This is a genomic window from Streptomyces sp. NPDC096339, assembly GCF_044762985.1.
Taxonomy (GTDB): Bacteria; Actinomycetota; Actinomycetes; order Streptomycetales; family Streptomycetaceae; genus Streptomyces.
The window spans coordinates 14,974-38,905 of record NZ_JBIWFI010000009.1; the positions used below are offsets into that span (position 1 = coordinate 14,974).

Sequence of the window (23,932 nt, forward strand, 5' to 3'; positions counted from 1 at the left end):
CGCCCGCACAAACCGTCCACGCCTCCCTGACGTCTGGCGACTTCGGGCCGGACACGAAGTCGTCCGCTGCGATCGCGCAGTCGTCCTCGTCGTGATTGTTCAGGATTGGCCGGAACCAGTCCCTCCGAACTGGGCAATCGGTGCTGCAGGGAAGCAGCGGGCTGGCCAAGGCCCGGCCGTGAATCCCGGCCAGGGGCGATCAATTCAACCCTGCCACGGAAGCAACTGCTGCTCAGCGCGGTGAGGCTGTCGGATTCTTACCGCTCTGGGCCTGCTTTACACGGTGCACCCACCATCTTGGTGACGGGCGGTCGGCGAGGTACGCCCGCTGCCGGCCGCTCGCGGCTTCGCGGTGCCGGATCGGCGCGGGATCACGGCTCAGGGCCCTTCCGGACCTGTTCGCCTATGCCCAGGCCGAAGGGTCTACGCTGCGGATCGACGGTACCGAAGTGCAGGTACGCCGCCCGAAGGCGGGGCGGCCGGGCCGTAAGGCGTTCGTGTCGGGCAAGATGAAGCAGAACACCGAGAAAGTCACGATGATCAGCGACGAGCAGGGTCGGGAGCTGTGGCTCGGGGCGGTCCGCCCAGGTCGGATGCACGATGTCACTGCAGTACGCACCGAGGGCCGCGAGGAGCAGTTGCGTCTGCACCCGAACCTGAATGCCGAAGTCGATTCCGGCTATGCCGGCCTGGCCCGCGACTTCCCCGGCCAGGTCTGTGCCCCGCCGAAGAAGCCGGCGACGGACGCCGGGCCGTCCGAGCGCGACTTCTCGCTACCCGTGCCGCGCTCATCCGGACACGGCGAGGCGAGGTTGCCGATGTCACGCTTGACCACCGGTTCACTCCGGGGCAGAAGCCTCTAAATCTCCAATGCCCGTCAAAGCGGACCAGGTCCAGCAAAAGCCCCGGCTCATCGGGCAGTTTCTGCGTGCGCCCTCGGGTCAGCGCAGGCCATCTGTGTCGTCGTACTCTTCGCCGATTGGGAGTGGCCGACGGTCGTCCTCCAGGGTCTCGCCATAGATGACCGAGGAGACGGCCTCGTCGTATGCCTCGTCGAGGCCGTTCCCGCTTGTGCCGAGCATGTTTTCCCAGTCAATTCCCATACCCATGATCCTATCCGAACCGCCCGACAGTGTCGGCGATTTGGGACACTGCGGCCGTGCGGCCGCACGGCCTGGAGCTACATCTGATCGACGGATCCATGGGCCCGTGGCCGGCCGAAGGCCAACCAGGACAATGTGGTTCTCGACGCCGCTGTCACACCGTCCGAGCCCGCACCATCAACCTGCGCGCCGTGCACGGTTCACCGGTGGGGCGCACTGGCGGCGGCCTCCACGACAGAAGATGCCAATGCGCGTCGGCGGACGATCATGCGGCATTCGTACGGGTGTCAACTCGACGCGCGCGTCTTTGGCGCCGCCGGCCACGCGGGGCTGATCAGCAGCGCGGACCTTGGTCGTCCACTCTTGCTGCGGGCGACGCCCCCCATTCGAAGGGACGCACGGATCCACACGACCGGCGTGAGCGGCGACGCGCTGCACGCGATGCTGCACCGTCGTGCTCCTGTCCCACACCGATGACGGCATCCCCTGCAGGGAAGGCATCTCCCGCAGCGACGGCGGCGAGAGTGAAACCAAGTGGCTGCCCCTCTCCCCGGCCCAGAGCGCTGCGCTCCTGCGGGACCGTCACCTCCAGTTCCTCTACCGCCCCGATCCCGTGTTCATGGAGGGCGGGGAGGAAAACATGGCAGCCGTGGGACTACCGCTGCTGGGGCACATCACCCTCGACCGGAATCTCAAGAACCTGCTGGAACAGCAGAACAACCCCTCAATGACGGCCACGGCCAAGCCCGACCACGGAGTGGTCGCGACAGCACAGGCCATCCGCCAGTACGGGGCTCATCAGTAAGTCCGCCAAAGCGGTCTTCATTGGAGTGGGACCCTCGCAACGCGCGGAACCGGTCGTCCTGATCGACGGTTCGCCGCTCATGAGCGGCGAGAGCGTGATCACGATCGAGATCCGGGGCCGCGAGCCGGGAGCGCGCATACCGCAGCGCGTGGCGCACCGCGACCGGTTCCGAGACCCAAGACTGCCTCGCCGTCGCGTGCGCCGGCCGGCCGCTCCGCGGCGACGCGCTCGTCGAACGGGCACGCCGCGAAAGCAAGGACCACCTGCCCTGGATTCCGAGCCAGGACTGGAAGTGGGGCACGGCGACAGCCCGGCAACGGCTGCTCCACCGGCTCGGTGTCGTCAGCCAGATGACCGCCGACCACACCTCTCTTAGCGGCGTGAGTAGCCTCACCGCCAGCATGCGTCAACGCATGCTCGCTCGCCGGCCTGCACTTCAGCCAGTCCCGACAAAGCGGCCATAGAGGTTGGCTGCCACCCCAAGTGGTCTGCGAGTCACAGACAGACCGACCCGTCTCTCGCTCAGAGAAGGCAGTTGGTCAACTGATCATCTACTGCTCGACGCGGGCGCGAGTTGAAGACGGACTGCTCCTGGACGTCATCTGGCCACTGAAGTGAGGCCACCGCAGGGTCGGCGCGGAAACGGTCATAGCCGAGGCCGCCATCTTCACGGCGTGCCATCAGCGAGCTGAGGTCACATAGATTCACGCCTCCAGATGTACAACGGATTCTCTGTGGTGTTCCTGACTCGCGCGGGGGTCAGGGGCGAGCCATCCGGGTGGGATTGCCGGACTGCAAGGCGCGTCTGCTGCGGGGACGGGCAAAGACGGTGCGAACGTCGCCCCGCCGGGGCTCTCCCTTCATCGTCCCGCCCAGGAGTAGATGTGATTTCCTCAAGGCCGACCGACTCGGTCGGTCGTACCGGCTTGTCGCTTCCCCGCCACTCGTCAGCCGACCGTGGTCAGCGGCTCCGAGCGCTGACCACGGCGGTCGCGGTGATCTGCGCCGGGTTCGCCCCGGTGACGCTCGCCGGCACCGCCCACGCGCAGGGCAGCTGCACCACGAGCGGCACCACCACCACCTGCGTCTTCGCCGACCCCGGCGAGCATACGTTCGTCGTCCCCAGCGGGGTGACGAGCCTGGCCGTCTCCGCCACGGGCGCCGCCGGCCAGAACGGCAGCACCCCGGCCAGCCTCGGTGGCACAGGCGCAAGAGTCGCTGGCACTCTTACCCCTCCCGCAGGAGTCACCACGCTCTATGTCAACGTCGGTACCGGTGGTGGCCGTGGCGGCGTCACCGGCTTCGGCACCTCTGGCGTTGGAGGCGGCGCGAGCGACGTCCGCACCTGCAGCACCTCCACGGCCGGCTGTGTACTCACCGGCAACACCGGTACTGATCCCCGTCTGATCGTGGCCGGTGGAGGCGGAGGCGGCGGAGCTGCCAGCGGCTTCGCCGGCTTCGGCGTCGGGGGAGCGGGTGGCGCAGCCGGGGATGTCGGGCTGGCCGGCGGTAGCCGTGGTCCCCAAAGCGGAGGCGGAGGTGGCGGTGGCACCGCCACCAGCGGCGGGGCGGGCGGTACGACGTGCAGCTTCGGCGCCAACAACGCAGCGAGCGCCGGTGTCGAGGGCGCAGGCGGTGTCGGCGGCGACGCGGGCATCTCGGGAGGTGGCGGCGGCGGGGCCGGCTGGTTCGGAGGCGGCGGTGGCGGCGGCTGCAACTTGGAGGGCATCAACAACCAGGGCGGCAGTGGTGGTGGCGGAGGCGGCTCGAACCGCGTTCCGTCGGGCGGCAGCTCCGGCCCCGGGACCGGACCGGCGCAGGTGACCATTACCTACGAGCTGGTCCCCCCGAACTGCGCGACCGCCACGCCCACCATCACGGGCACAAACGGCAACGACCTCATCACGGGCACACCGGGCAACGATGTGATCTTCGCGCTCGGCGGTAACGACGTCGTCAACGGCGCCGGCGGCAACGACCTCATCTGCGGCGGTGCGGGCAACGACAAGCTCAGCGGCAACGCCGGCAACGACCGCATCGAAGGCGGCACCGGGAACGACATCATCTACGGTGACGACAACGACGACACCCTCATCGGCGGTGACGGCAACGACATCGTCAACGGCGGCGCCGGCAACGACACCCTCCAGGGCAACAACGGCAACGACACCCTGAACGGCAACGCCGGCACCAACACCAACGACGGCGGAGCCGGCCACAACACCTGCACCAACCCCTCCACCGGCCCCGGCTGCTGAACCCGCACGCGATATGGGCATGGCAGAGGCCGATGGGATACCCATCGGCCTCTGACCAGGCCTGGACGATCGCCGGTATGGGACTCCTACCGAAGGCGCAGGTCAGAGGGCCGGGGCGCGCCGGTCCCCGGTTGGTATTTCGGGGCTCAGCGCGACGCGAGCGCGCCCCGGGCACTACGGACGGACGAGATCCCGCGCCTGACAGCCGAGTTCACCGACGCGGTAGCCCGCGCCACCCGGGCAGGCTTCGACGGAGTCGAACTCCACGGCGCACACGGCTTCCTCCTCGAACAGTTCCTCAACCAGCACCTCAACGACCGCACCGACCAATACGGCGGATCCATCGAGAACCGCGCCCGATTTCTCCTGGAAGCCCTCGACGCCCTGACCGACCGCGTCGGCGCGGACCGGGTCGGCGTGCGGCTGTCGCCGTTCACCCTGGCGAGCGACCTGCCCGCAGACGACCAGGCCGAAGCCATGTACGAGTACCTGGCATCAGAACTCGCCCGCCGCTGGCTTGCCTACGTGCACCTCAGCGACCTCCGTCTGGGCAGCACGGCGAACATCCCCGTGAATTTCCTCAAGACCTTCCGGGCCGCCTATGACGGAACGATCCTCCTGGCGGGCGGCCTGGACCAGACACGGGCAGAAGAACTCATCGCCTCAGACCTCATCGATCTCGCCGTCTTCGGCAAGCCGTTCATCTCCAACCCCGACCTGGTGGAGCGGATACGAACCCCGCCTCCCCCAAGCGACGGCTGCTTGAACCAGCTCACAGGCAGGTCAGGTCAACACCTTGTGCCGTCTGCCCACGCCGAGATCTCCGCGGCACCCTGCCGGACGGCTTCGTCCTCGTCCCGGGCGAGCTTCCCGCAGGCCGCTGCGACGTCCGGCACACCGTCCGGTCCCACGAGCGCGTCATGCACCCCGGTCTGCAGCCAGTCAGCCTGGTTGTCGTCAGCCTCGGCAACCGCGAGAGCAATGAGCCTTACAGCGGCCACCGTCCCCACCCGGGCCAGGGCCTCTGCCGTCTGCCGAGTCACCGCCGTGTCCTCGACGTCCAGCAGCAGCCCCACCAGGACTTCCGCAGCCTCAGGAACATCAGCGAAGGAAGCAAGGTCACGCCCGGCGCGAGCACGTTGCGTCCACGAAAGAGACGACGCCTCAGCCAAGGCCGCCTCCAACCCACTCATCATCTCTGGCACGACCAGACAGTCTCATGCCCACGAAGAAGATCGAACCTCGGGCCGAAGCTGCCCACACGCTTGACGAAGAACATAGAGGCACCCCCCGCTTCTCGCGTACAAAGCCAGGGCCCCGTCTTGAGGGCGGCGGGCTTGGCTGACGCCGGGGTCCTCCCCGAACGCGTCGGGCCCGCGCCACCCTCGAAGGGCGGCGCGGGCCCGCACCGTCAGGTTGCTGCGGTCGGTCTCGTCCCGGACGTCACCGAAGCCGTACGGGTCAGACCCTCTCGGGCAGACGCCGGACCTCCTCGGCCCCGGTCGGGCCGGTCCCGACCACCTGCGTACCAACGGGCATCCCGGCGACCACCCCGCCGGCCCGCAGACGCCACACGGCGACCTCCGGGGCCCAGTAATCACAGACCAGCTTGGTCAGCGGAACTCCGATGACCACCTGGGCCAGGTTGCTCGAACCTGGTCGAGTCGCTGGTGGTGGACCTGGATCCAGGTCTCCGTAGGTTCGATCCCGAGCATGAGGCTCACGCGGGCGGGGTCCTGGACCGTCAACGACAGCATGCGGTCCTCGTGCATGAAGAAGTCGAGACGCGGCCCGCAGCCGCCACCGATCGTCCCGTCTTTGCCCGGCGCAAGCAGGGTCAGGTCTTGCTGCCAGGTCTCAAGGTCCTGCCGGAACAGGTGGATCTCAAGCCTGGCACCGACGACGCTCGCGGTGACCAGGACATCGACTCGGAGAATGTAGCTCAGCGCCCCGAACCCAGTGAACGTCCCCGTCGCCGGCTCATGCAGAATCCAAGACGCCCCTCACCCCTGAGACGCTTTGGATCACAAACCATGTCGATCAGTATTCTGCTCACCGTGATGCCTCCGCGTGCTGGGGCCGGTTCTCAAGTCGACTGGGACGTGATGGACCGCGCATGGGGCTTCTCCTTTCCATCGGACTACAAGGCGTTCGTGGAGCACTACGGCGCAGGAGTCATCGAAAACTTCGTGAGCGTCTTCGAGCCGGCACTCGAGAGATCCGGCCAGCCGACAGGTCCCATGGCCGAGGAAAGTTCCGTGGCCGAGGAGCTCTGGGAAGAACTGCAGGGGATACCGGGAGTCGAAGCCCAGGCAGACCGGATCTCGGCCTGGGCTGCCGACGGTACGGGCGACCTCCTGTGCTGGCTGCGCGCCGGGGACGACCCGGACCAATGGCCCGTCCTCGTGTACGAGCGCGGCAAAGACGCGTTCCGGCTTTACCCCTGCGGGATGACGGAGTTCCTCGTCCGCGTCTTCCAGGCCCAGTTCCCCGAGCATCCGCTGTCCGGCACCCCGCTGTGGGGCGCCGCGGCTCCGCGGTTCCTCACCCATGCCCAAAAACGCCAAATCACAGGTCAAGACCCCTGGAAGTAGCCCGATACGGGCCCCGATCAACCGGTTCCCACGTCTCTTCGAATCAGGTGAAGTGCTGATGCAGAAGTCCGGTGACGTCGTACTGCGTCCCCATCAGGAAGAGGCAGTCATACGCGGGCTCGACTGTGAACAAGCACGCCCATGACAGCCGGCAGCCCTCGGCGAAGGCGCCACACGGTAGCGGCCTGGGCACCCCATGACAGCCATGATCAGCACCGAAGCACGGTGACAGCAGAGGCAATCCTCCCGGCTGGAGCGGTCTGCCACCCTTCTGGCCGCCTTGAGCGCGATTGCCGTTGTCGGCTTCGATTGGAAATCGATCAATCAGGTCAACAGCGAGCAGGCCCTTGCCCGCGAGGAACAGATCACCGATCGGTATACCGCTGCCGTGGAGAACCTCGGCAACAAGCGTTCCGAGGATGTGCGGGGTGTGACGACCCGTGGATTCGCCGGGCTACCGGTGCCCCGGATGACCTGCAGCCATAGCGACCCCCAGCGCTGGTTGCGGCGGACGGCGAAGCAGACGCCATACTGCTCGGCTCCCACTCGCGCACCGCCGAGCGCTTCCCCGCCGCCTCGCACGCCACGGTCCGGGCGATCCAGTGGAACCCGCCTGTGTCCACTGCCATAGCCGAGTACGAGAAGGACAACCATGGAGTTCAGGGAGGAGATAGCCGACGTCTGGACCGACGTGCACGAGGCGTACCATCCCAAGAGCGAAGAGCCCGATCACATGGCCGATTTGGTCGACAACCCGAGGGGACGGGCCATGGGCAAGGAAGTCGTCAAGGAGACGGCCGACGGGGTCGGGAAGTCGCGGATGGCGAGCGAACTCAAGAAGACCAACTACGAACCGCTCCTCGCCCGCGCTCGCGCCTACTCCAAGTCGAGTGGCACCGCGACCCAGGGACGATTTCGAGGAGTTCGGACAATGACGTCCTCATCCTCACGCACGTACCTCTGGGTCACCCTGACCCTTCTCGGCGGCATCGCGGTCGTGCTCGCCGTGGTCGCCAACGTGCTCCTTTCGCCCGAACCGGGCCGGTCCTCCGGCACCCATCAGGCGAAGGACGTCGCCGGGGTGTGGAGCAGCGAGGCGGGGGGCCGACTGGAGTTCACCGCAGCGGGGGAGTTCTCCGCGAGCAACGTCCGGCTCGAACCCCGCTGCGCGGACTCCTACGATGCCGGCCGCCGCGACGAGCGGTTCTCCGGCACGGGAAAGTGGAAGTTCGGGTCCTTTCCCGACGAGGCTGACGGCATGACGATGGAGTTCACGCCGACGGGATCCGCTCCCGACCTCCACACGTGCACGGTCTACTCCATGTTCAGAGGAACGCCCGCACGACCGGCGATCCAGCTCCACCAGGACATGGGGACACCGGAGCGGTACGAGCGAACCGAGCAGCTCGACCGCTGATCCAACCGCGCCCACCGTGACTCACCCACTGAAGGCTCCGCGCACCGCGCGGGGCCTTCAGTCGTCCACGCCGTCACGACCGGGCGCCGCCGCACGCCCCGGTACACCGTGTTCTTGCCCTCCGGCTATTCCATGACCTCGTATTCGACCCACAACAGCACGTCCCGCGCCGCGGCGAGCTTGTCGGCGTCGCTTCCCTGGGTGATTTCCAGCTCGACCCCGGCCGTCCCTCGGCCCGCTCAACGCCATCCACGGCAAAGCCCACGCCGCCTCGCCGTCCGCGAGCTGCGCGCAGCGCAAGCCGCCGCCGGGGTGCCACTCCATGACCGGGCCGGCCGCGTCGCCGTGTTCGGTGCACCAGGACACCGGGGCCAGGCCGCCGCAGTCGTATCGGCGGCACACGCACTCCTCGCCGGACCGCGCGTGCGGAACTCCGTGACGGACCACCCCGCCCACCGAACCATCCGCGGCGGCGCCCCGCAGGCCGGCGGGCCAGGACAGCGTCACCCGCAGGCCGCCCGATCCCGAACGGAACCGCTCGAGTACCCGCACCCTGCCCTGCACCGCAGGGCGCCGTCGAGCGGGAGATCGGTCTGACGCAGATGCTGCGGGCGCGGGGCTGGTCCAACCTCCAGGAGGCACGATCGGGACTGGCCTCCCAGATGGCCTGGCTCGTGAACACCGGCCGCTACCCGAACTACAACCTCTACATCGGCGAGGCCGCCCGCAAGGACGACCCGCAGTGGCAGTTCGAGACCGGCCTGGACTGTGTCCTCGACGGCATCGCGGCACGTCTGGCGTCTGGCCTCTGACGCCCACCGGCGCCCGGGAAACGCACTGACCACTTCACCAGGGGCCGTCGCTCACCGCCCCGGTCTGACACGACATCTGGAGGTCCCATGGCCAGTATCAAACCCGCCGCCACCCGCACCGCCCAGGGCCGAAGCCGGCTGCCGGCCTGGCAGGCCGTGGTCGGCGCCGCGGTCATCGCCGCGGTCCTCAACGTAGTCGTCCTGCTCGTCGGCAACGCCGCCGGAGCCGCGCTGGTCCTGGAGCTCAACGGCAAGCCGGACGAGATCGGCCCGGCCTACGTGATCATCATGTCAGTACTCGCGCCAGCGGTGGGCCTCACCGCCTCCGTCCTGCTGAAGCGGTGGCAGCCCGGCTTTCTGAGGGTGGCCCAAGTCCTGGCCGCAGCCGTGGCAATGGGGCAGCCTCATCGGTCCGCTGACCCTGGAAACCGACGGCGGCACCGCGAGCACGATCGCTGCGATGCACCTGCTCACCGGCGGCATCACGATAGCCGCGCTGGAGGCGATCCGCCGCTCGCAAGAGCGAGCCGGGACAGCTGGCGAGACGGCCCTTTCCGTGACCGCCGGCCTCCCGCGCCTTCGTGACAAGGGCAGTCAGTGAATGCGGTCCAGGGTGTTGCCGGGTGGATGTCAGGAGTTGTGTGGGGTTACCAGGCCGGATTCGTAGGCGAGGACCACGAGCTGGGCGCGGTCTCGGGCGTGGAGTTTGGTCATGGCCCGGTTGACGTGGGTTTTCGCGGTCAGGGGGCTGATCACCATGCGGTCGGCGATCTCGTCGTTGGACAGGCCCTGTGCGACCAGTACGACGGCTTCGCGTTCGCGGCTGGTGAGTTCTTCCAGGGCCGGCCCCGTGGTGCCGGGGAGCGGCTGGCTGACGTAGCGGTTGATGAGCTTGCGGGTGATCGAGGGTGCGAGGAGGGCGTCGCCGCGCGCGGCGACGCGTACGGCGTGCAGGAAGTCCTCCGGTTCGATGTCCTTGACGAGGAATCCGGCTGCGCCGGCGGACAGGGCGTCGAAGACGTATTCGTCCAGGCCGTAGTTGGTGAGGATGACGACGTGGATGCCGGTCAGTGCCGGGTCGGCCGCGATGCGCCGGGTTGTTTCGATGCCGTCGAGGACCGGCATCTGGATGTCGATGAGCGCGATGTCGGGTAGATGCACGCGGGCGAGCTCCAGGCCATCGAGCCCGTTGGCGGCCTCGGCCACGACCTCGATGTCGTCTTCGAGGTCGAGGAAGGCGCGGAATCCGCTGCGGATGAGGGGCTGGTCGTCGACCAGCAGGACACGGATCACGAGGCGCGCTCCACGGGAAGTTCGGCCTGGACGGTGAAGCCGCCCTCGTGCCGCGGTGCTGCCCGGAGTCGTCCGCCGAGGGCGGTGACGCGTTCGCGCATCCCGAGCAGGCCGATGCCGGGCACGGGGGCGGTGTCCGGCATGGCCTTGCCGTCGTCGTCGACCCGGAGGGTTATGGCGTTCGGGCGGTGGTCGATGCGGACCGATGCCGTGGTGGCGTCCGCGTGCCGGGCGATGTTGGTGAGCGACTCCTGGACGATCCGGTAGACGGTGCGGCCCACCGCGGCCGGTACGTCGTGCCCGTGGCCCTGGATCGTCAGTGTCGCCCGCAGACCGGTCTTGCCGGCCCGTTCCACCAGTTCGGAGACGTGGTCGAGGCCGTGCGGTGGGCTGGTGTCGTCGTCGCGGAGCGCCTCCAGGGTGGCGCGGAGCTCCCGGGACGCCTCCCGGCCGGCCTCCCGGATCGCCAGTAGGGCCTCCGGGACCGGTTCGCCCCGCTTCCTGGCCACGTGGACGGCGGCTTCGGACTGCACCTTGATGACCGAGATCTGGTGGGTGAGGGAGTCGTGGAGCTCTCGTGCGATGTGGAGCCGTTCCTCGTCGGCGCGGCGCCGTGCCGTCTCCTCGCGGGTGCGCTCTGCCTCGTCAGCCCGCTGCTCGGCCTGCCGCACCGCCTCCCCGGCGGCGAAGGCGGCGATGAGCCAGGCGATCTCCAGGGTGCCGCGGGCCTGTACCGATACCTCGGCCGCGGGCCCGTCGCGGAGGGCCAGTGCCGTGAGCTGGAGGGTCACCAGCAGGGTCACGGAGGTCGTCACCGCGAGGGCGCGGTGCCCGGCCCGGACCGCGTAGTACACGGCGACCAGGTAGGCGACGGAGAGGACATCGAACCCGGCCGCCTGGTAACCGATCGCGCACAGTCCGGTGACGGCCAGGACGACGACCGGAGCCCGGCGGTGCGCGGCCAGTGCCAGGCCGCCGGCGGTCAGCAGTGCGTGGCCGAGCAGGTCGGTTCCTGTGCCCGGGTGCGTCGCGGACCATCCGGTGCCCAGCATGAGCGCCGCCACTCCGACGGCGATCGCCCGGTCCCCGGCAGCGGGTGGTATTGCGAACCCTCGTTTCCCCATGTGCGCACCTTAGCCAGATGGTTTCGCGGGCGAGTCCCTCGCGTGGAGGAACGGCCTTCTACCGCGCTCGTGGTAGCTGCGCGGTTCCTGCGGCGTCCGTGGTAGCCGTGTACGCCGTCGGCGGCAGCGCGAAGTGCGTCCGTCTGCGGGACGACCGGCGGCGGGTGTGGCGGACAGGATCGGGCGACATCGATCGACAGAAGTCGTACGAGGAGAAGGAGTACTTCATGTCCGTCCGTTACGTGCTTGCCGCACCGGCGGCCGCGCACGCCTCACTCCAGCCGATCGCCGCCGATGCCTACGAGCTGACCTCCGGGCGGATGGTGGGCACCGGGGCCGCGCTGGTGGCGCTGGCCGGCGTGGTCGTTGGCGTCCTGTCCCTGGCCCGCTCCGCCGGCCGGATCGGCAACGGCGGGAGGAGGGGGGCCATCGCGGCCCTGGTGTCGGGGCTTGTCGGCATGGTCGTCGGCGCGGTGAATCTGGCCGTCGCCGACGGCGGTCCCGGCACCGGCAACGGAGTGGTCGGTGGCGCCGTGGCCCTGGTGCTGGGGCTGATCGCCGCGATCCTCGGCCGACTGGCCCTGGTCCGCTCCCGCCGCACTGGACGACCGGCAGACCGTCCCGTCCACCTGCGCGCGGCCGAGTGAGGAAGGAACAGGGACAGGGACAGGGAGTTGAGGAGACGATGATGGCAACGGACACCGCACCCGCGGGCGGGGCTCTGGCGGGGCTGGGCCGCTTCTGTTTCCGGCGCCGCCGCCTGGTCCTCCTGATCTGGATCATCGGTGTGATCGCCGTGGCGTTCGTGGGCTTCGGCTATGGCGCCGCCCCCGACAACGACTTCTCCGGAGGAGACTCGCAGTCGGCGAAGGCACGGCAACTGATGGAGAAGCACTTCCCCGAGGAGCAAGGGGACAGGCTGACCCTCGCGATCAAGGCCGACCAGGGGATCGACGAACCGGCCGCCAGGCAGAAGATCGAGAAGGTCATCGCCGATCTCGCCGATTCACCTGTGACCGGGCCGGTGACGTCGCCGTATGAGGACATGAGCCTGGTGACGCCGGATCGCCGGATCGCCCGTATGACCATTCCCCTGAGCGACAAGGAGGTGGAGAAGAGCGCGGTCAAGCCGTTGGTGGACACGGTCAAGGCCGCCTCCGACGGCAGCGTCACGCTTGCGCTGGGCGGGTACATGGCGGAAAAGGCGGAGACGCCCCCGCAGGGTCCGGCCGAGAGCGTGGGCCTCCTGGCCGCAGCGGTGATCCTGTTCATCGCTTTCGGGTCTCTGGTGGCCATGGGTCTGCCGATCGTGACCGCCCTCCTGGCCATCGTGGCCGGCCTCGCCCTGATGAAGTTGGTGGGGCATGTGGTGCCCGCGCCGAATTTCGCTCTGACCTTCGGCGCGATGATCGGGCTGGGCGTCGGCATCGACTACGCACTGTTCATCGTGACCCGTTACAAGGACGGTCTTCGGGACGGTGATGAGCCCGAGAGCGCCACGGTCAAGGCAATCAGCACCGCGGGGCACGCGGTGCTGTTCGCCGGCACGACCGTTGTGATCGCGCTGATGGGCTTGCTCGTCATGGGCCAGCGGCTGATGACCGGGGTGGCCGTCGCCACGTCGATCACGGTGCTGGTGACGATGATCGCCGCAGTCACGCTGCTGCCCGCGTTCCTGGGCTTCACCGGATACAAAATCAATTCACTGCGCCTGCCCCGCCGCGCGTCCCGCCGCAACCCGTCCGCCGGCACTCCGTCCCAGGAACCGCGTACACCCGCAGAACGTTGGGCCGGCGTGGTGCAGCGCCGGCCGCTGGTGTCCGCACTCACCGCCGGCGGGATCCTGCTGATCCTGGCCGCCCCCGTGCTGTCGATGCGGCTGAGCCAGCCCGACGCCAGCGTCCAGCCCCGTGATCGGAGCAGCTACATCTCGTACACGATCCTCTCCGAGGGCTTCGGTCCGGGCTACGGAGCACCCCTGGTCTTCGCCGCCGAGATCGACTCCAAGAATGCCGATCTCGGTCCCGTCGTCGAAGCGGTCGGCAAGACCAAGGGCATCGCCCATGCCACGCCGCCCCGGGTCAGTGAGGACGGGAAGGCCGTCACCTTCATCGCCTTCCCCACGACCGGGTACCAGGACGAGGCGACCGCGGACCTGGTGCACGATCTCCGCGACGACGTGCTGCCCCGTACATCGGGAGGCGAACGGGTCCTCGTCGGCGGACCGAACGCCGCCACCATCGATGTCGCCGAGGAGTCCGGCTCGCGCCTGCCCCTGATGATCGGGGTCGTCATCGCGATGTCCATACTGCTGCTCATCGCGCTGGTCCGGTCCGTCACGATCGCCTTGCAGGCCGCCGTGATGAACCTGCTGTCCATCGGAGCCGCCTACGGTGTGCTGGTGGGGGTCGTGCAGTGGGGCTGGCTCGGCACCGCCCTCGGGTTCCCGGCCGCCATGCCGGTCACGACCTGGGTCCCCATGATGATGTTCCCGGTCCTGTTCGGCCTGTCGATGGACTACCAGGTGTTCCTGATCTCACGGGTCCGCGAGGAGTACGAGCGCACCGGAGACACCCGCGAGGCCGTCGCCACGGGGCTGGCGCGGACCGCCAAGGTGATCACCGCCGCGGCCGCCATCATGATCGCCGTCTTCACCACCTCACTGCTCGGCCCCGACGTCGCCGTCAAGCAAGGAGGCCTCGGCATGGCCGTCGCCGTGCTCATCGACGCCACCATCGTCCGGATGGTCTTCGTCCCCGCGGTGATGGAACTGTGCGGCAAGGCCAACTGGTGGATACCCGGACGCCGGCCACCGAAGACGACCCCGACCGCACCGGCCCAGATCCGGGAAGGAGCCAAAGCCTGACACCCCATCAAGCCGCAGCAGGACCCCGACCTGATTCCGGGCCTGCCGGGGAACCCCTCACCCCGGCGCCCACAACGGAAGCCCACGGCGCCCAACCGGCCCTTCGGGCCGGGGTCCTCCGCTTCGCTGAGGACTGCTCTGGTTCCACCTCACTTCACCCACCAGAGCTGACCTCGTTTCACTCGGTTTACACCTTTGGCGTGTTGGGCCCCGCTGAGGCAGGGCCCAGCCGGCAGCAGCAGTCAGGGACGCTTCCTCATCCATGAAGTGTCCTCGCCACTGTGGCCCAACGACCCCGCCTCCCAAGCCCGCACATCACGGCGAGCCTCCCGAACATCCCTCCGCATGGCAGGACCATCACGGAACCGACTCCCACGCCGTCTCGCCCTCCAGTCAATCCACACGGCAAGCACGAGCATCAAGACAAGAGGCAGCAACAAAACCCACATGCCCACATCGTGCAGGCGTACCGCCACACCCACCAGAGGCTGCAAGCTCTTCACAACCCATACGCTCCGGACGCAACCCAACTCCGGGGCAAGGGCTGTCCCCCAAATGATCTCCGAGTCGCCTCGGGACTGCTCAGTGGTCGTGTGGCCCCCACACCTATCCGGCGAGCACGAGATTGTGCATCTGCGCCGCGGCTGACCGGACTACGGCTACCCGGTGCTGACTACCGACCAGATCCCGGCTCGATGAGCCGTGCGTCCATGGGCTTGCTGCGATGCGGACGCAAGACCTCCAGCCAGGTCACTCCATCGTCCAGGAGACGGCCCTTGTATCCGAAGCCGTTCCACCCCAGATCGACGAAACTACGCTCGGCCTGTTGCTCCCGGCCGAACAGCCGCTGACCGTGCAGCGTCACCTCCCCCAGATCCACGCCCCGCTCCTCCAACGCCACCGGGGCGCACGTCGCTGCGCGGCGCAGAGGGCCTTCGCCCACCTGACCAAGGTAACCAGGATGGATGGGGTCACTGCCCGCCGCCACATCGACACCGCGTTCGCGATGTGACGGCGCCGTTCGCAGGTCACCTGGAAGCCGGATTTGAGCATCCTCACCGATGCCGCGATCACCGCCCGACGGCCGCCCAGCGCGGAAAAGCGTCCCGGCATCGCCGCAGCAGCCCTCGCCGCTGAACGCGGCATCCCTCGGCTCCGCCTCGCTTGCGGCGGCGGATCTTTCGCCGCAGCAGCTGACCGAGCCGCATATCCGCTCGAGATGCCTCAGCCGCACCACCCGTGCGGAAGGGTGCTCAACTCGGTTCCTCGCGGGGCTTTCAGGGCAGCACGAAGAGCCCTCGGCAAAGGGCTGGAGGAGTGCTGTGGAGGTGGGAAGGTGGTGCCGTGACTGAGTGGTGGCTAGACAGCCATCAGAACAGGCTGGACACGGGTTGGGGCACCGGACTGTGGTGCAGGGGCGGTAGTCTGCCTGGAGGTATCGGGTTGCCGATGAGCATCTGATCTCGAACAGCCTGGTGTCCGAGATGGGCGGCCTGCCCCAACGTGGCTGGCGGGTGATATGCGTGCGGTTCCCGCCCCGGGCGGCCCCGGCGGTCGTTTCGAGACGGGCTGCGTCCTGTCGTGCCGTTGTGCTCACCGGGTGCTGACATCGGGTCCGGCTGATCAGCCCCTCCCGGATTCCATGTCCTCCGATGAGTCCGGCCTGCCTGCGGTGCCGCCACTTCTGACGCCACCGGAGCCTCCGGCCACGCGTTCTTCGGCACCCGTGAGCCGCTCACGGCTCGGATCAGCGGGCGCTGGTTAGCGGCACACCCAGCAGGTCTTCGAGCTGAGAGACCGTCTGTTCGGGCTGCAGCGCCTGCACTCCCGCGAAGCCGAGCTTCTCAGCCGCCCGCACGTACTCCTCGGTGTCGTCGACGAATACGCACTCGTCGGCCGACAGGCCCAGGACCTTCAGCATGACCTCGAAGAGTGCGGGGTCGGGCTTGCGCATCCCGTGACACTCGGAGATGACCACGCCGTGATAGAGGGCCTCGAGCTCGTAGCCGTCGTACAGGTTCCAGGGGGTAAGCCCCACCGAGTTGGACAATATGCCGACCTTGATCCCGGCCCGCTTCGCTGCGGCGGCCGCGTCGATCATGGTCTGCTCAGGCCGCAGGTCGGCGAAGATCCGGCCCATCAGATTGTCCGCAGAGACTTCCAGCTTGGGGGCAGCAGCCTCGTTCCATTCTGTCTGGGTGATCGCACCACGCTCCAGCTCGTGGGTGAGCCGAACGCCTTCTGCGTCCATGTACAGCGCCCTGATACACGCCCCCTGCGCCAACCCCTCGCGCTGCTCGAAGGCCAGCACGGCCGGCAGCAGCGGCGTGGTGAGCACCCCGCCGAAATCGAGGACGAGGCCGGTGCGGTGAGACATGCGGGAACTCCAGCAGTGTGAGGATCGGGCTGTGGGCCGGGGCGAAGGACACGCGTGTCAGCAGTGGGCCGAAACCCCCGTCATCGGGCGGCGGCAGCCGCACGGGGCGGAGGAGGTGGAACGAGTCCGCCTTCGCCTGGTGCACACAGGCCTTGTCCATACGGTACCAATCGCCCGGTCCGGGGCCGGAACGGACCCGGACGGGAGCAGCAGCGCACACCATGTACCGCACGACGCCGCGACGGTTGATCGTGCCCGGGCCACGAGCCTGCGAGCGGGCGACCGCCTGGGCGTGACCGGATGGCTGTCAGCCGCGGATGAAGGACTGGATGACGTGTGTGCTCTGCTTCGGGACTCGGTTGCAGTCGAACAGCCCGAAGGGGACGGCGTAGCCGTCCAGCCATTCGTAGTTGTCCACGCCCGTCCACAGGTGCACGCCCGTGATGTCCATGCCGCCTGCGATGGCGTCTCGGACTCGTTCCAGAGCGGCCGGCAGGTAGGCGGCCCGCTTGGTGTCGTCCTCACCGCCGAGGCCGATCTCTGAAACGAGGAACTTCTTGCCGGGCAGCTCGGAGTGCAGACGGGCGAGGACTTCGCCGAGGCCCGGTGCCCAGGACACGTATCGCTGCGTCCCCACGGGCTGCCCGGCGGGGTAGGGCAGGAGTTCTGCCGAGGAGTTGACCGCAGCGGTGAAGTAGTAGCTGAAACCGTACTGGTCGAAGGCGTCCTCGTAGCGCGGTGTCCGGGCGATGTTCAGCCAGGTGCCGCCAAGAGGCACCTGCCCGCCGCCCTGGTGCCGGTCCATCTCGCGACGTGGGCCGCGTACACGCTGGCCCAGCGGCCCCCGCTCTCCGGGCTGAGCGCTTGGTGGGCGGGGTTCTTCGAAGGTGTCCGGACGCCCTGTCCGCCACGGCGGCCTATGCGGTGGCGGACCGTGTGGCGGATGACCCGACTGCGCCGACCAGAACAGCGCGTTTCGCCTGCAAAAGTAGTTCGTGCATACTTTCACAGGCGGGGTAAGGCGTTCCGGCTGACCGCACTGACCAGGGGAAATGCAGACATGCACACCGGTACACCCGTCACCGGCGGCTTCAACACGCTTCTGCGCCGCCTGCGGACGGAGGCCGGGCTGAGTCAGGAGGAGCTGGCGCATGCTGCGGGGGTGAGCGTGCGGGCGCTGTCGTACATGGAGCGCGGACACTCCCGCGGGCCGCAGCGTCGCACCGTGCAGGCACTGGCTGCCGCCCTCGGCCTGGACGAGGCCGGCGTCCAGGAGCTGGAACACAGCGCGAGCCTGGGCCGTCCGCGGAAGGCCCGCACGATGGATCTGCCCCTGCCTACGGGCGTACCGGATGCTGCTGAGCAGATTCCTGCCCCCGATCTGCTGCCGCGCGCACCGCGCGGCTTCTACGGACGAACGGCGGAACTCGACGCCCTGTCCCACACCACCCAGGGCGAGGCGCCCGTCAGCCTGGTGGTCGGGCCCGCCGGGGTCGGGAAGACAGCCCTCGTGCTGCACTGGGCCCACCACCACCGTGCCGCCTTCCCCGACGGGCGGCTCTACGCCGACCTGCGAGGCTTCGGCGACGCGGGCGAGCCTGCACTCATTGAGGTGCTGCGAGAGTTCCTGCCGGCGCTCGGTGTGCCGCTCGGCCGGATACCGGAGTCGGCGAACGGCGCAGCTGCGCTGTTCCGGTCGCTCGCCACTGACCACCGGCTCCTCGTCGTGCTCGACAACGCGCGAAACTCCGAGCAGGTCAGGCCGCTCCTTCCGGGCGGTCGCCGCTGCGTGACCGTTGTCACCAGCAGGCACCGGCTGCCAGGGCTGATCGTCACCGACAACGCCCGCCCCGTCGCGGTGGATGTGTTCGGCCCGCAGGACGGCACAGGGCTCCTGGCCGTGGTACTCGGCACGGAACGGGTCATCGCAGAGCCGGTGGCCGCGCGACGGCTGGCCGAGCTCTGCGACGGACTCCCCCTCGCGCTGCGGGTCGTAGCTGCCCGGTTGACGCAACGCCCCGGCTTGTCCCTGGACGCGATGGCCGCTGAGCTCTCCGACGAGACGCGCAGGCTGAGCCTGCTGGATGTGGAAGACACCGGCGTGCAAGCGGCGCTGCGCCTGACGCTGCAACAGCTCCCGCAGGACGTCTCCCGTCACTTCGCCCACCTCGGCCGCCACCCCGGTACGCACATCGACCGGTATACGGCGGCAGCCCTGGCGGATACGACTGCGCCGGTCGCCGAGGCCGCCCTGGAGAGGCTGGCCGTCGCACACCTCGTCACGGAGACGGCGCCCGGCCGATGGACCATGCACGATCTCGTGCGGCTCTACGCACGGAGCCTGGACGTTACGCCCGAAGCCCTCAAACGCGTACTCGACCACTACATCACCACGGGCCTCGCGGCCGTGGCGGCGGCCGAGCCCGGCAACGAGGAGTGCTTCCCGCTGCCGGCGGACCATCTGCCGTCCGCTGCCGTCCGGGAGTTCGGCGATCGGTCCGCCGCTGTGGCCTGGTACGCGGCCGAGCGGGATGACCTCACGCTTGCGGTGGCCGCGGCGCACGCCGCCGGACTGCACGGCAGGACCTGGCGGATCGTCCTGACGCTGTGGCCGCTGATCGTGTGGCGCGTACGGGACGGCTGGGTCCCGCTCCTGGAGACCGGGCTCGAGGCGGCACGGGCCGACGCCGATCAGCACGGCGAGGCACGCGTGCTGAACGTGCTCGGCTGGGTGCTGATCGAGGAAGGGCGCATCGAGGAGGCGCTGACCCTGCTGAGGGCAGCCCACGCGCTCGCCTCCACGACGGGCGACCCGGTAGCCGAGGCGAACGCCCTGATCGTTCTGGCCATGACGCAATCGGCACTCGGCGGCCTGGACGATGCCGCGCAGGGGTGTGAGCGGGCGGTCGAACTGGCCCGCGAGGCTGACGACCGGACCATCGAAAGACTGGCCCTGCAGCACCTGGCCCGTCATCGAGCCGACGCGGGGAAATGGCGCGAGGCCCTCGGCACGGCGACCGAGGCATTGTCCTTCGACGACCGGTCCGGCACGGCCGACATCCCCCGGATACTGCTGCTCATGGTGAGAGGAGAGGCGCTGCTGGGCCTCGGGGACGAAGCCGAGGGCATCGCACAACTCGATCTCGCGGCCCGCGAGGCGGAGTCCTCCGGCTACGAGGACGGCGCGGTACGGGCGCTCGGCGTCCTGCTCAAGGTCTCGGCGGATGCGGGACTCCAGGCACGATACGACGCGGCGGTCGCGCGGCTCACCACGCGGACGTGAGGCCGGGCGATCGGCACCCGCACATCCCGGCGGCCAGGAGAAGTGGTCATCCGTCGCGCTTCCGGCCCGGGATCGTACGGCCGGGTCGAACAGCCTGCTGCGCGCGGCCCGAAACGGTGGCGACCGCGCGCAGCGGATGGCGGACGGCGCCCCCGTCCCGGGTCCGTCCGCGAGCTCTCGCCGGGAAGGCAGGACGGGACGGCACACCGGCCGGGAGGGCGACGACGGCCCCCGTGAACACATCCCGTTCGCGAGAACCGTCGTATGAGCCGAGGGAGTCCCGGCCGCAGCGATGGAGCCCTGCGGGCGGGCGCGCGGCGATCAGCCGTTGAGCGGGGTGTCGTAATGGATCCACAGAGGAGACCAGTTGCCGTCGTGGTCACGGTTGCGGCCCCAGTACTCCGCGGCCTGGTCGTAATAGAACACCCTGAAGGACCAGGGGTCGCTGGTGTCGTAGTCGTAGGCGCGCACCGTGCTGTACGCCTTGCCTCCCATGGACAGCCATCGCGACCAGTCCCCGTCGGTGTCGGTCCAGCGGGTCCACACCGCGCGGTCGGTGCCGACGACGAACTCCTGCTTCGTGCCGTTGGGCAGCGGGTAGCTGGTCACACCGTACTCACAGATGTAGACGCCGCCTCCGCGCGAGCAGTTGCTCGCCTCGGCCGGCGTGGCGGCCACCGCGACACTCGCGACCGCGGCAGCCGCGATCACGGCTGCCTTGAACGTACGGACCTGCATGACTCTCTCTTTCGTACGTGCGACCGGCCCGTGCGGGCAGAGACGCGGTGCTGACAGCAGACTTCTGATCGCGCCGCCGTCATCCACTACTGGGCTTGTTGGCGCGATGCTGCGGGGTTGCTGACGGTGTGCGGGGCTTCCACCTTGATCGTGGACATCGGTTGCCACGCGGCGACGGCACAGTGATTGATCTCTGTTCGAAGACAGGTCCGGCGTTCCCTCGACCGCGCGCGACCGTGGGGTCCACAAGCAGCGCAACGCCGTTGAACGCAGAGCGCCAAGGCGCGGGGCGTCCGCCGGTCCGCGGCCAATTCGCTGAGCGGTGCAGCGAGGCCGGAGTAGGACAGCCAGCAGCCGAAGACCACGGTGGCGTGCGGGGTGGGGGCCGAAACGGGCCGCCCGTGATCCACCTCGGACGCCTGACCGGTAGCCGCGGCCGCGATGATGACACAAGCGGCCACCACCATGACACCGGCAAGCGAAGTGATCTTCTGCTTCATGCTGGTTCTTACCTTGTGTTCTGCTTGACATTTCCCGCTCTTCATTCCTGGACCATCGATGGGGCCAGGCCGGGGCGCTGTGCGTTGGTGGTGGGGGTTGTCCGCCAATGCGCAGCGCCCCTGGGGCAGGCATAGTCGATCACGGTGGACGGGTACGGTCCCAGGCAGTTCCACCTGCAAAAGTAAGGTCGTGTTCTTCTGCTGAGGTTCAGGATCTGCGCACACCGCGGATCACGATCCGTCTTCAGCGCCCAAGGGAGGTAGGTCGGGCTCAGGGGGACCAGACAATGCCGTCCTCGACCGGGAGCCGCTCGAACATGGCTGGGGCACCGCCACACCAAGATCCGGACCATTTCCGGACCAGCCCCCCTGTACCAACAGGAGACGAAGAATCTGCTGCAGCGACGACCCCAGGGCCAACCCGTCGGGCGGCATCCGGTGAGTGAAGCCCCCCAACGACACCGCTCAGCCTGGGCTCGTTCCACAGCACCTGATCAAGATGGGCCACAGCCAGATACCTACGTGCCGCAGTGTGCGCTGACCGCTCACTGCGAGGAAGCGATGCCGCATCAGCCGGCCTACGCGGGGCTCGGCCCCAGATCGCTCCCCCGTTACCGCACCCGGCCCGTGTCCTTACGGGAGCACGTGCTGGCCGCGGGGCGCCACAAGGGCCGGGCCGTAACCTGCCGCAAGGGCTCGCAAGCGGCGATGAGCTCGCACTTCGTGCTGCTGGGGGTCCGCCTCGCGGGGCGGCGGCCCAAGCCTGCCGAGGAGGGCACGATCCCGCTGACCTGGCTGATCGCGCAGTGGCCCGAGGGCGAGGCCGAGCCGGTGAAGTACTGGATCTCGAACCTGCCCGCGAGCATTCCCGCCAGGGACCTGGTCCGCCTCGCGAAGTCGCGCCGGCGGATCGAGCACGACTGCCGCGAACTCAAGACAGCCCTGGGCCTGGACCACTTCGAAGGGCGCTCGTTCATCGGATGGCACCGCCACGTCCCGGTGTCGTCAGCGTCGATACCGCGAGTTGGGCGAAGGGCGCACGGCCGCGCTTGGCCTGGGTCCCGCTGTCGGCGATCGCGAAACCGGTCGTGCCGGCCACTACGAGAGCAGCGGCGACCGATCCGACCGTGACCGTCCGTCGGAACACTCGCCCAGCACTGCATCCACCGGCGGACAACCAACCCCATCGAGTCGACCTTCGCGACCGTCCGTCCGCCTGCGGACCAAGGTCACCAAGGGTGCCGGGTCCCGCGCCGCCGCCCTGGCGATGGTCTTCAAGTTCGTCGAGTCCATCCAGGCCCGCCGGCGAGCCGTGAACGCACCCCACCTCGTTGCCCTCGTCCGCGCTGAGGCCCGCTTTGAACGCGGCCGGCTCGTTGAACGGCCGCAGACGACCGCAGCGTGAACAGGGTAGCGGACCTGCCTCGAAGTTCGAGAACATCCGGTCATGTTGGATGGCACGGCAGGACAGGACCTTCCGGTCGGCTTCGGATTCCGGCCGTATCGCGGCGACGAAGACCACGACGCCATGGCCGCAGTGCGGCTGGGGTGTGTTGAACGGGACCGGGTCGATGTCCATTCGGTAGTGGAAGGGCTCCCGACCGCGGCCGAGATCGCCGAAGCTTCTGCCAAGTTGGAGGAGCCGCTCAAGAACCAGATCCTGGTGGTGCTCGACGGGAGTGTCGTCGGCTACTCGACGATCCGGTGGTGGCAAGAGCGGGACGATACGTGGCTGTACCTGCACCGCGGCCACCTCTTGCCCGAGCATCGCGGCCGGGGCATCGGCTCAGCCATGCTGAGCTGGGCCGAAGAGCGGATCCGCCGGCTCGTCGAACAGCATGGAACGGCGCGGACGGCGGTGATCGGCGCGAACGCCATGGCCTGCGAGCAGGACGCCACGGCACTTCTGGGCGCAGCAGGCTACCGACGTGTCTTCAGCCTGATCGAGCTGGAGCTGGGCGATCTTCAGCATGTGCCCGAGCCAGGCAGCGAGCTGCCGGCCGGGATACGGACAGGGCCGATCGGGACAAGCCACTACCGTGCGGCCTGGAGGACGGTCGTCGATTCGTACACGGACCCGGGTTTCACTCAGAGATGGCCCTTCCAGGACTTCGTCGACACCGCCGACCCGGCATGCTGGAGGGCTGCCTGGAACGGGCAGGACATGGTCGGCGTCGCCCTCTGCTCCATCCGCCGTCACGACCACACCGTGGGCGAGGTGGAAGAGCTGAGTGTCCGGACGGACCAGCGACGCCTCGGAATCGGCCGGGTCCTGCTGCTGGACGGGCTGCGGAGCCTTCGCGAGCAGGGTGCAACGACCGCTCGGCTGTTCACAGGCACGGCAAATCCGCACCGGTCCTACGACCTTTACGAGAGTGTGGGGTTCCGACGGCGGAACGAGCACGTCCGTTACCGCAAGCCGCTTGCTTGATCGACCGGCCATCGGGCTGTCGGGTCAGTCCACAGGATTTGACAATGCCTCATCTTCGAGCCGCCGCTCTTGCTGTTCAGGAAGGCGCGCCGGTAATCGACATACGACATGCCGAAGGGCCCGAGTTCGTGTTCGTACATGAAGTGGAGCACCCAGGCCGCGTCGGGCATCGCCGGCGGCATGAACCCAGTGAACCCGTCGTCATCGGCCAGCTCCCGCAGCCAGTCGGTCTCAGCGGACACGGCGAGCGGCCAGAGGGCGGCCGCCAGAGCCACTGCGGCCTCGCACATCAACCCAGGATATGGGCACACGACATGGGCTGACCGGGGAT

Annotated in this window: 23 protein-coding genes and 2 pseudogenes; 13 read left to right on the forward strand and 12 right to left on the reverse strand. The window is 68.6% G+C overall.

From position 1 onward, the window contains the following. Positions 1-449: 449 nt before the first annotated feature. Positions 450-863 (forward strand): transposase family protein, encoded by a 414-nt coding sequence (locus ACIQ5Y_RS14635; protein WP_403879658.1) that lies wholly within the window; start codon positions 450-452, stop codon positions 861-863. Between the two features lie 78 nt (positions 864-941). On the opposite strand, the gene ACIQ5Y_RS14640 is transcribed toward ACIQ5Y_RS14635, so the two are convergent. After that, positions 942-1,103 carry a hypothetical protein gene (locus tag ACIQ5Y_RS14640; protein WP_403879660.1) on the reverse strand — a complete coding sequence of 54 codons (162 nt, stop codon included), beginning with the start codon at positions 1,101-1,103 and terminating at the stop codon, positions 942-944. 454 nt (positions 1,104-1,557) lie between these two features. On the opposite strand from ACIQ5Y_RS14640, the gene ACIQ5Y_RS14645 reads away from it, so the two are divergent. The 3 genes and pseudogenes from ACIQ5Y_RS14645 to ACIQ5Y_RS14655 form a co-directional block, all read left to right on the forward strand. After that, positions 1,558-1,908: a hypothetical protein gene (locus ACIQ5Y_RS14645; protein WP_403879662.1), complete on the forward strand. Its 351-nt coding sequence runs from the start codon at positions 1,558-1,560 to the stop codon at positions 1,906-1,908. A gap of 995 nt (positions 1,909-2,903) precedes the next feature. Then, entirely contained in the window at positions 2,904-4,166 is a 1,263-nt protein-coding gene (locus ACIQ5Y_RS14650) for a calcium-binding protein (RefSeq protein WP_403879664.1), read from the forward strand. Positions 4,167-4,364: 198 nt separating this feature from the next. Continuing rightward, positions 4,365-4,841, forward strand: a pseudogene (locus tag ACIQ5Y_RS14655) (alkene reductase); the annotation flags it as partial. 113 nt (positions 4,842-4,954) lie between these two features. Here the strand turns inward: ACIQ5Y_RS14655 and ACIQ5Y_RS14660 are convergent. From ACIQ5Y_RS14660 to ACIQ5Y_RS14670, 3 genes are all read right to left on the reverse strand, one after another. After that, positions 4,955-5,362 (reverse strand): hypothetical protein, encoded by a 408-nt coding sequence (locus ACIQ5Y_RS14660; RefSeq protein WP_403879994.1) that lies wholly within the window; start codon positions 5,360-5,362, stop codon positions 4,955-4,957. 265 nt (positions 5,363-5,627) lie between these two features. Continuing rightward, a complete protein-coding gene (locus ACIQ5Y_RS14665; protein WP_403879666.1) occupies positions 5,628-5,801 on the reverse strand; it encodes a hypothetical protein in 174 nt (57 codons plus the stop codon). Continuing rightward, complete coding sequence (locus tag ACIQ5Y_RS14670) at positions 5,780-6,049, reverse strand: DUF5959 family protein (protein WP_403879996.1); 270 nt, start codon at positions 6,047-6,049, stop codon at positions 5,780-5,782. Before ACIQ5Y_RS14670 ends, ACIQ5Y_RS14665 begins: the two co-directional genes overlap by 22 nt. Here ACIQ5Y_RS14670 and ACIQ5Y_RS14675 point away from each other — a divergent pair. The 4 genes from ACIQ5Y_RS14675 (at position 5,933) to ACIQ5Y_RS14690 (ending at position 9,574) form a co-directional block, all read left to right on the forward strand. Then, the gene (locus ACIQ5Y_RS14675) at positions 5,933-6,760 is read left to right on the forward strand and encodes an SMI1/KNR4 family protein (RefSeq protein WP_403879668.1); all 828 of its coding nucleotides are present in this window, start codon (positions 5,933-5,935) and stop codon (positions 6,758-6,760) included. The genes ACIQ5Y_RS14670 and ACIQ5Y_RS14675 overlap by 117 nt on opposite strands. Before the next feature lie 652 nt (positions 6,761-7,412). Continuing rightward, a complete protein-coding gene (locus tag ACIQ5Y_RS14680) occupies positions 7,413-8,177 on the forward strand; it encodes a hypothetical protein (RefSeq protein WP_403879670.1) in 765 nt (254 codons plus the stop codon). A 602-nt stretch (positions 8,178-8,779) separates the two neighbouring features. Then, positions 8,780-8,989: a hypothetical protein gene (locus ACIQ5Y_RS14685; RefSeq protein ID WP_403879672.1), complete on the forward strand. Its 210-nt coding sequence runs from the start codon at positions 8,780-8,782 to the stop codon at positions 8,987-8,989. 87 nt (positions 8,990-9,076) lie between these two features. Next, positions 9,077-9,574, forward strand: a complete 498-nt coding sequence (locus ACIQ5Y_RS14690) for a DUF6069 family protein (protein WP_403879674.1) — start codon at positions 9,077-9,079, stop codon at positions 9,572-9,574. Positions 9,575-9,619: 45 nt separating this feature from the next. On the opposite strand, the gene ACIQ5Y_RS14695 is transcribed toward ACIQ5Y_RS14690, so the two are convergent. After that, positions 9,620-10,282, reverse strand: a complete 663-nt coding sequence (locus ACIQ5Y_RS14695; protein ID WP_403879676.1) for a response regulator — start codon at positions 10,280-10,282, stop codon at positions 9,620-9,622. Then, the gene (locus tag ACIQ5Y_RS14700) at positions 10,279-11,406 is read right to left on the reverse strand and encodes a sensor histidine kinase (protein ID WP_403879678.1); all 1,128 of its coding nucleotides are present in this window, start codon (positions 11,404-11,406) and stop codon (positions 10,279-10,281) included. The genes ACIQ5Y_RS14695 and ACIQ5Y_RS14700 overlap by 4 nt, the downstream gene beginning before the upstream one ends. 107 nt (positions 11,407-11,513) lie before the next feature. On the opposite strand from ACIQ5Y_RS14700, the gene ACIQ5Y_RS14705 reads away from it, so the two are divergent. Together ACIQ5Y_RS14705 and ACIQ5Y_RS14710 are read left to right on the forward strand one after the other, a co-directional pair. After that, the gene (locus ACIQ5Y_RS14705; RefSeq protein ID WP_403879680.1) at positions 11,514-12,053 is read left to right on the forward strand and encodes a DUF6223 family protein; all 540 of its coding nucleotides are present in this window, start codon (positions 11,514-11,516) and stop codon (positions 12,051-12,053) included. Positions 12,054-12,094: 41 nt separating this feature from the next. After that, positions 12,095-14,272, forward strand: a complete 2,178-nt coding sequence (locus tag ACIQ5Y_RS14710; protein WP_403879682.1) for an MMPL family transporter — start codon at positions 12,095-12,097, stop codon at positions 14,270-14,272. 673 nt (positions 14,273-14,945) lie between these two features. Here ACIQ5Y_RS14710 and ACIQ5Y_RS14715 read toward each other — a convergent pair. The 3 genes from ACIQ5Y_RS14715 to ACIQ5Y_RS14725 form a co-directional block, all read right to left on the reverse strand. Next, positions 14,946-15,152: a hypothetical protein gene (locus ACIQ5Y_RS14715; RefSeq protein WP_403879684.1), complete on the reverse strand. Its 207-nt coding sequence runs from the start codon at positions 15,150-15,152 to the stop codon at positions 14,946-14,948. Between the two features lie 867 nt (positions 15,153-16,019). Then, a complete protein-coding gene (locus ACIQ5Y_RS14720) occupies positions 16,020-16,649 on the reverse strand; it encodes an HAD-IA family hydrolase (RefSeq protein WP_403879686.1) in 630 nt (209 codons plus the stop codon). Between the two features lie 307 nt (positions 16,650-16,956). Then, positions 16,957-17,454, reverse strand: a complete 498-nt coding sequence (locus ACIQ5Y_RS14725) for a family 1 glycosylhydrolase (RefSeq protein WP_403879688.1) — start codon at positions 17,452-17,454, stop codon at positions 16,957-16,959. 255 nt (positions 17,455-17,709) lie between these two features. Here ACIQ5Y_RS14725 and ACIQ5Y_RS14730 point away from each other — a divergent pair, with 255 nt between their 5' ends. Next, entirely contained in the window at positions 17,710-19,932 is a 2,223-nt protein-coding gene (locus ACIQ5Y_RS14730; protein WP_403879690.1) for a helix-turn-helix domain-containing protein, read from the forward strand. Positions 19,933-20,253: 321 nt separating this feature from the next. On the opposite strand, the gene ACIQ5Y_RS14735 is transcribed toward ACIQ5Y_RS14730, so the two are convergent. Together ACIQ5Y_RS14735 and ACIQ5Y_RS14740 are read right to left on the reverse strand one after the other, a co-directional pair. Further along, a complete protein-coding gene (locus ACIQ5Y_RS14735; protein ID WP_403879692.1) occupies positions 20,254-20,670 on the reverse strand; it encodes a hypothetical protein in 417 nt (138 codons plus the stop codon). Between the two features lie 86 nt (positions 20,671-20,756). Beyond that, positions 20,757-21,170, reverse strand: coding sequence for a hypothetical protein (locus ACIQ5Y_RS14740; RefSeq protein ID WP_403879694.1), 414 nt, complete (start codon positions 21,168-21,170; stop codon positions 20,757-20,759). Positions 21,171-22,319: 1,149 nt separating this feature from the next. Between ACIQ5Y_RS14740 and ACIQ5Y_RS14745 the strand changes: the two are divergent. After that, positions 22,320-22,575: pseudogene (locus ACIQ5Y_RS14745) on the forward strand (IS256 family transposase); the annotation flags it as partial. A 42-nt stretch (positions 22,576-22,617) separates the two neighbouring features. Next, positions 22,618-23,601, forward strand: a complete 984-nt coding sequence (locus ACIQ5Y_RS14750; RefSeq protein WP_403879696.1) for a GNAT family N-acetyltransferase — start codon at positions 22,618-22,620, stop codon at positions 23,599-23,601. Here the strand turns inward: ACIQ5Y_RS14750 and ACIQ5Y_RS14755 are convergent. Next, entirely contained in the window at positions 23,580-23,891 is a 312-nt protein-coding gene (locus ACIQ5Y_RS14755; protein WP_403880010.1) for a hypothetical protein, read from the reverse strand. The two genes, ACIQ5Y_RS14750 and ACIQ5Y_RS14755, sit on opposite strands and share 22 nt — an antisense overlap. Between the last annotated feature and the right edge of the window lie 41 nt (positions 23,892-23,932).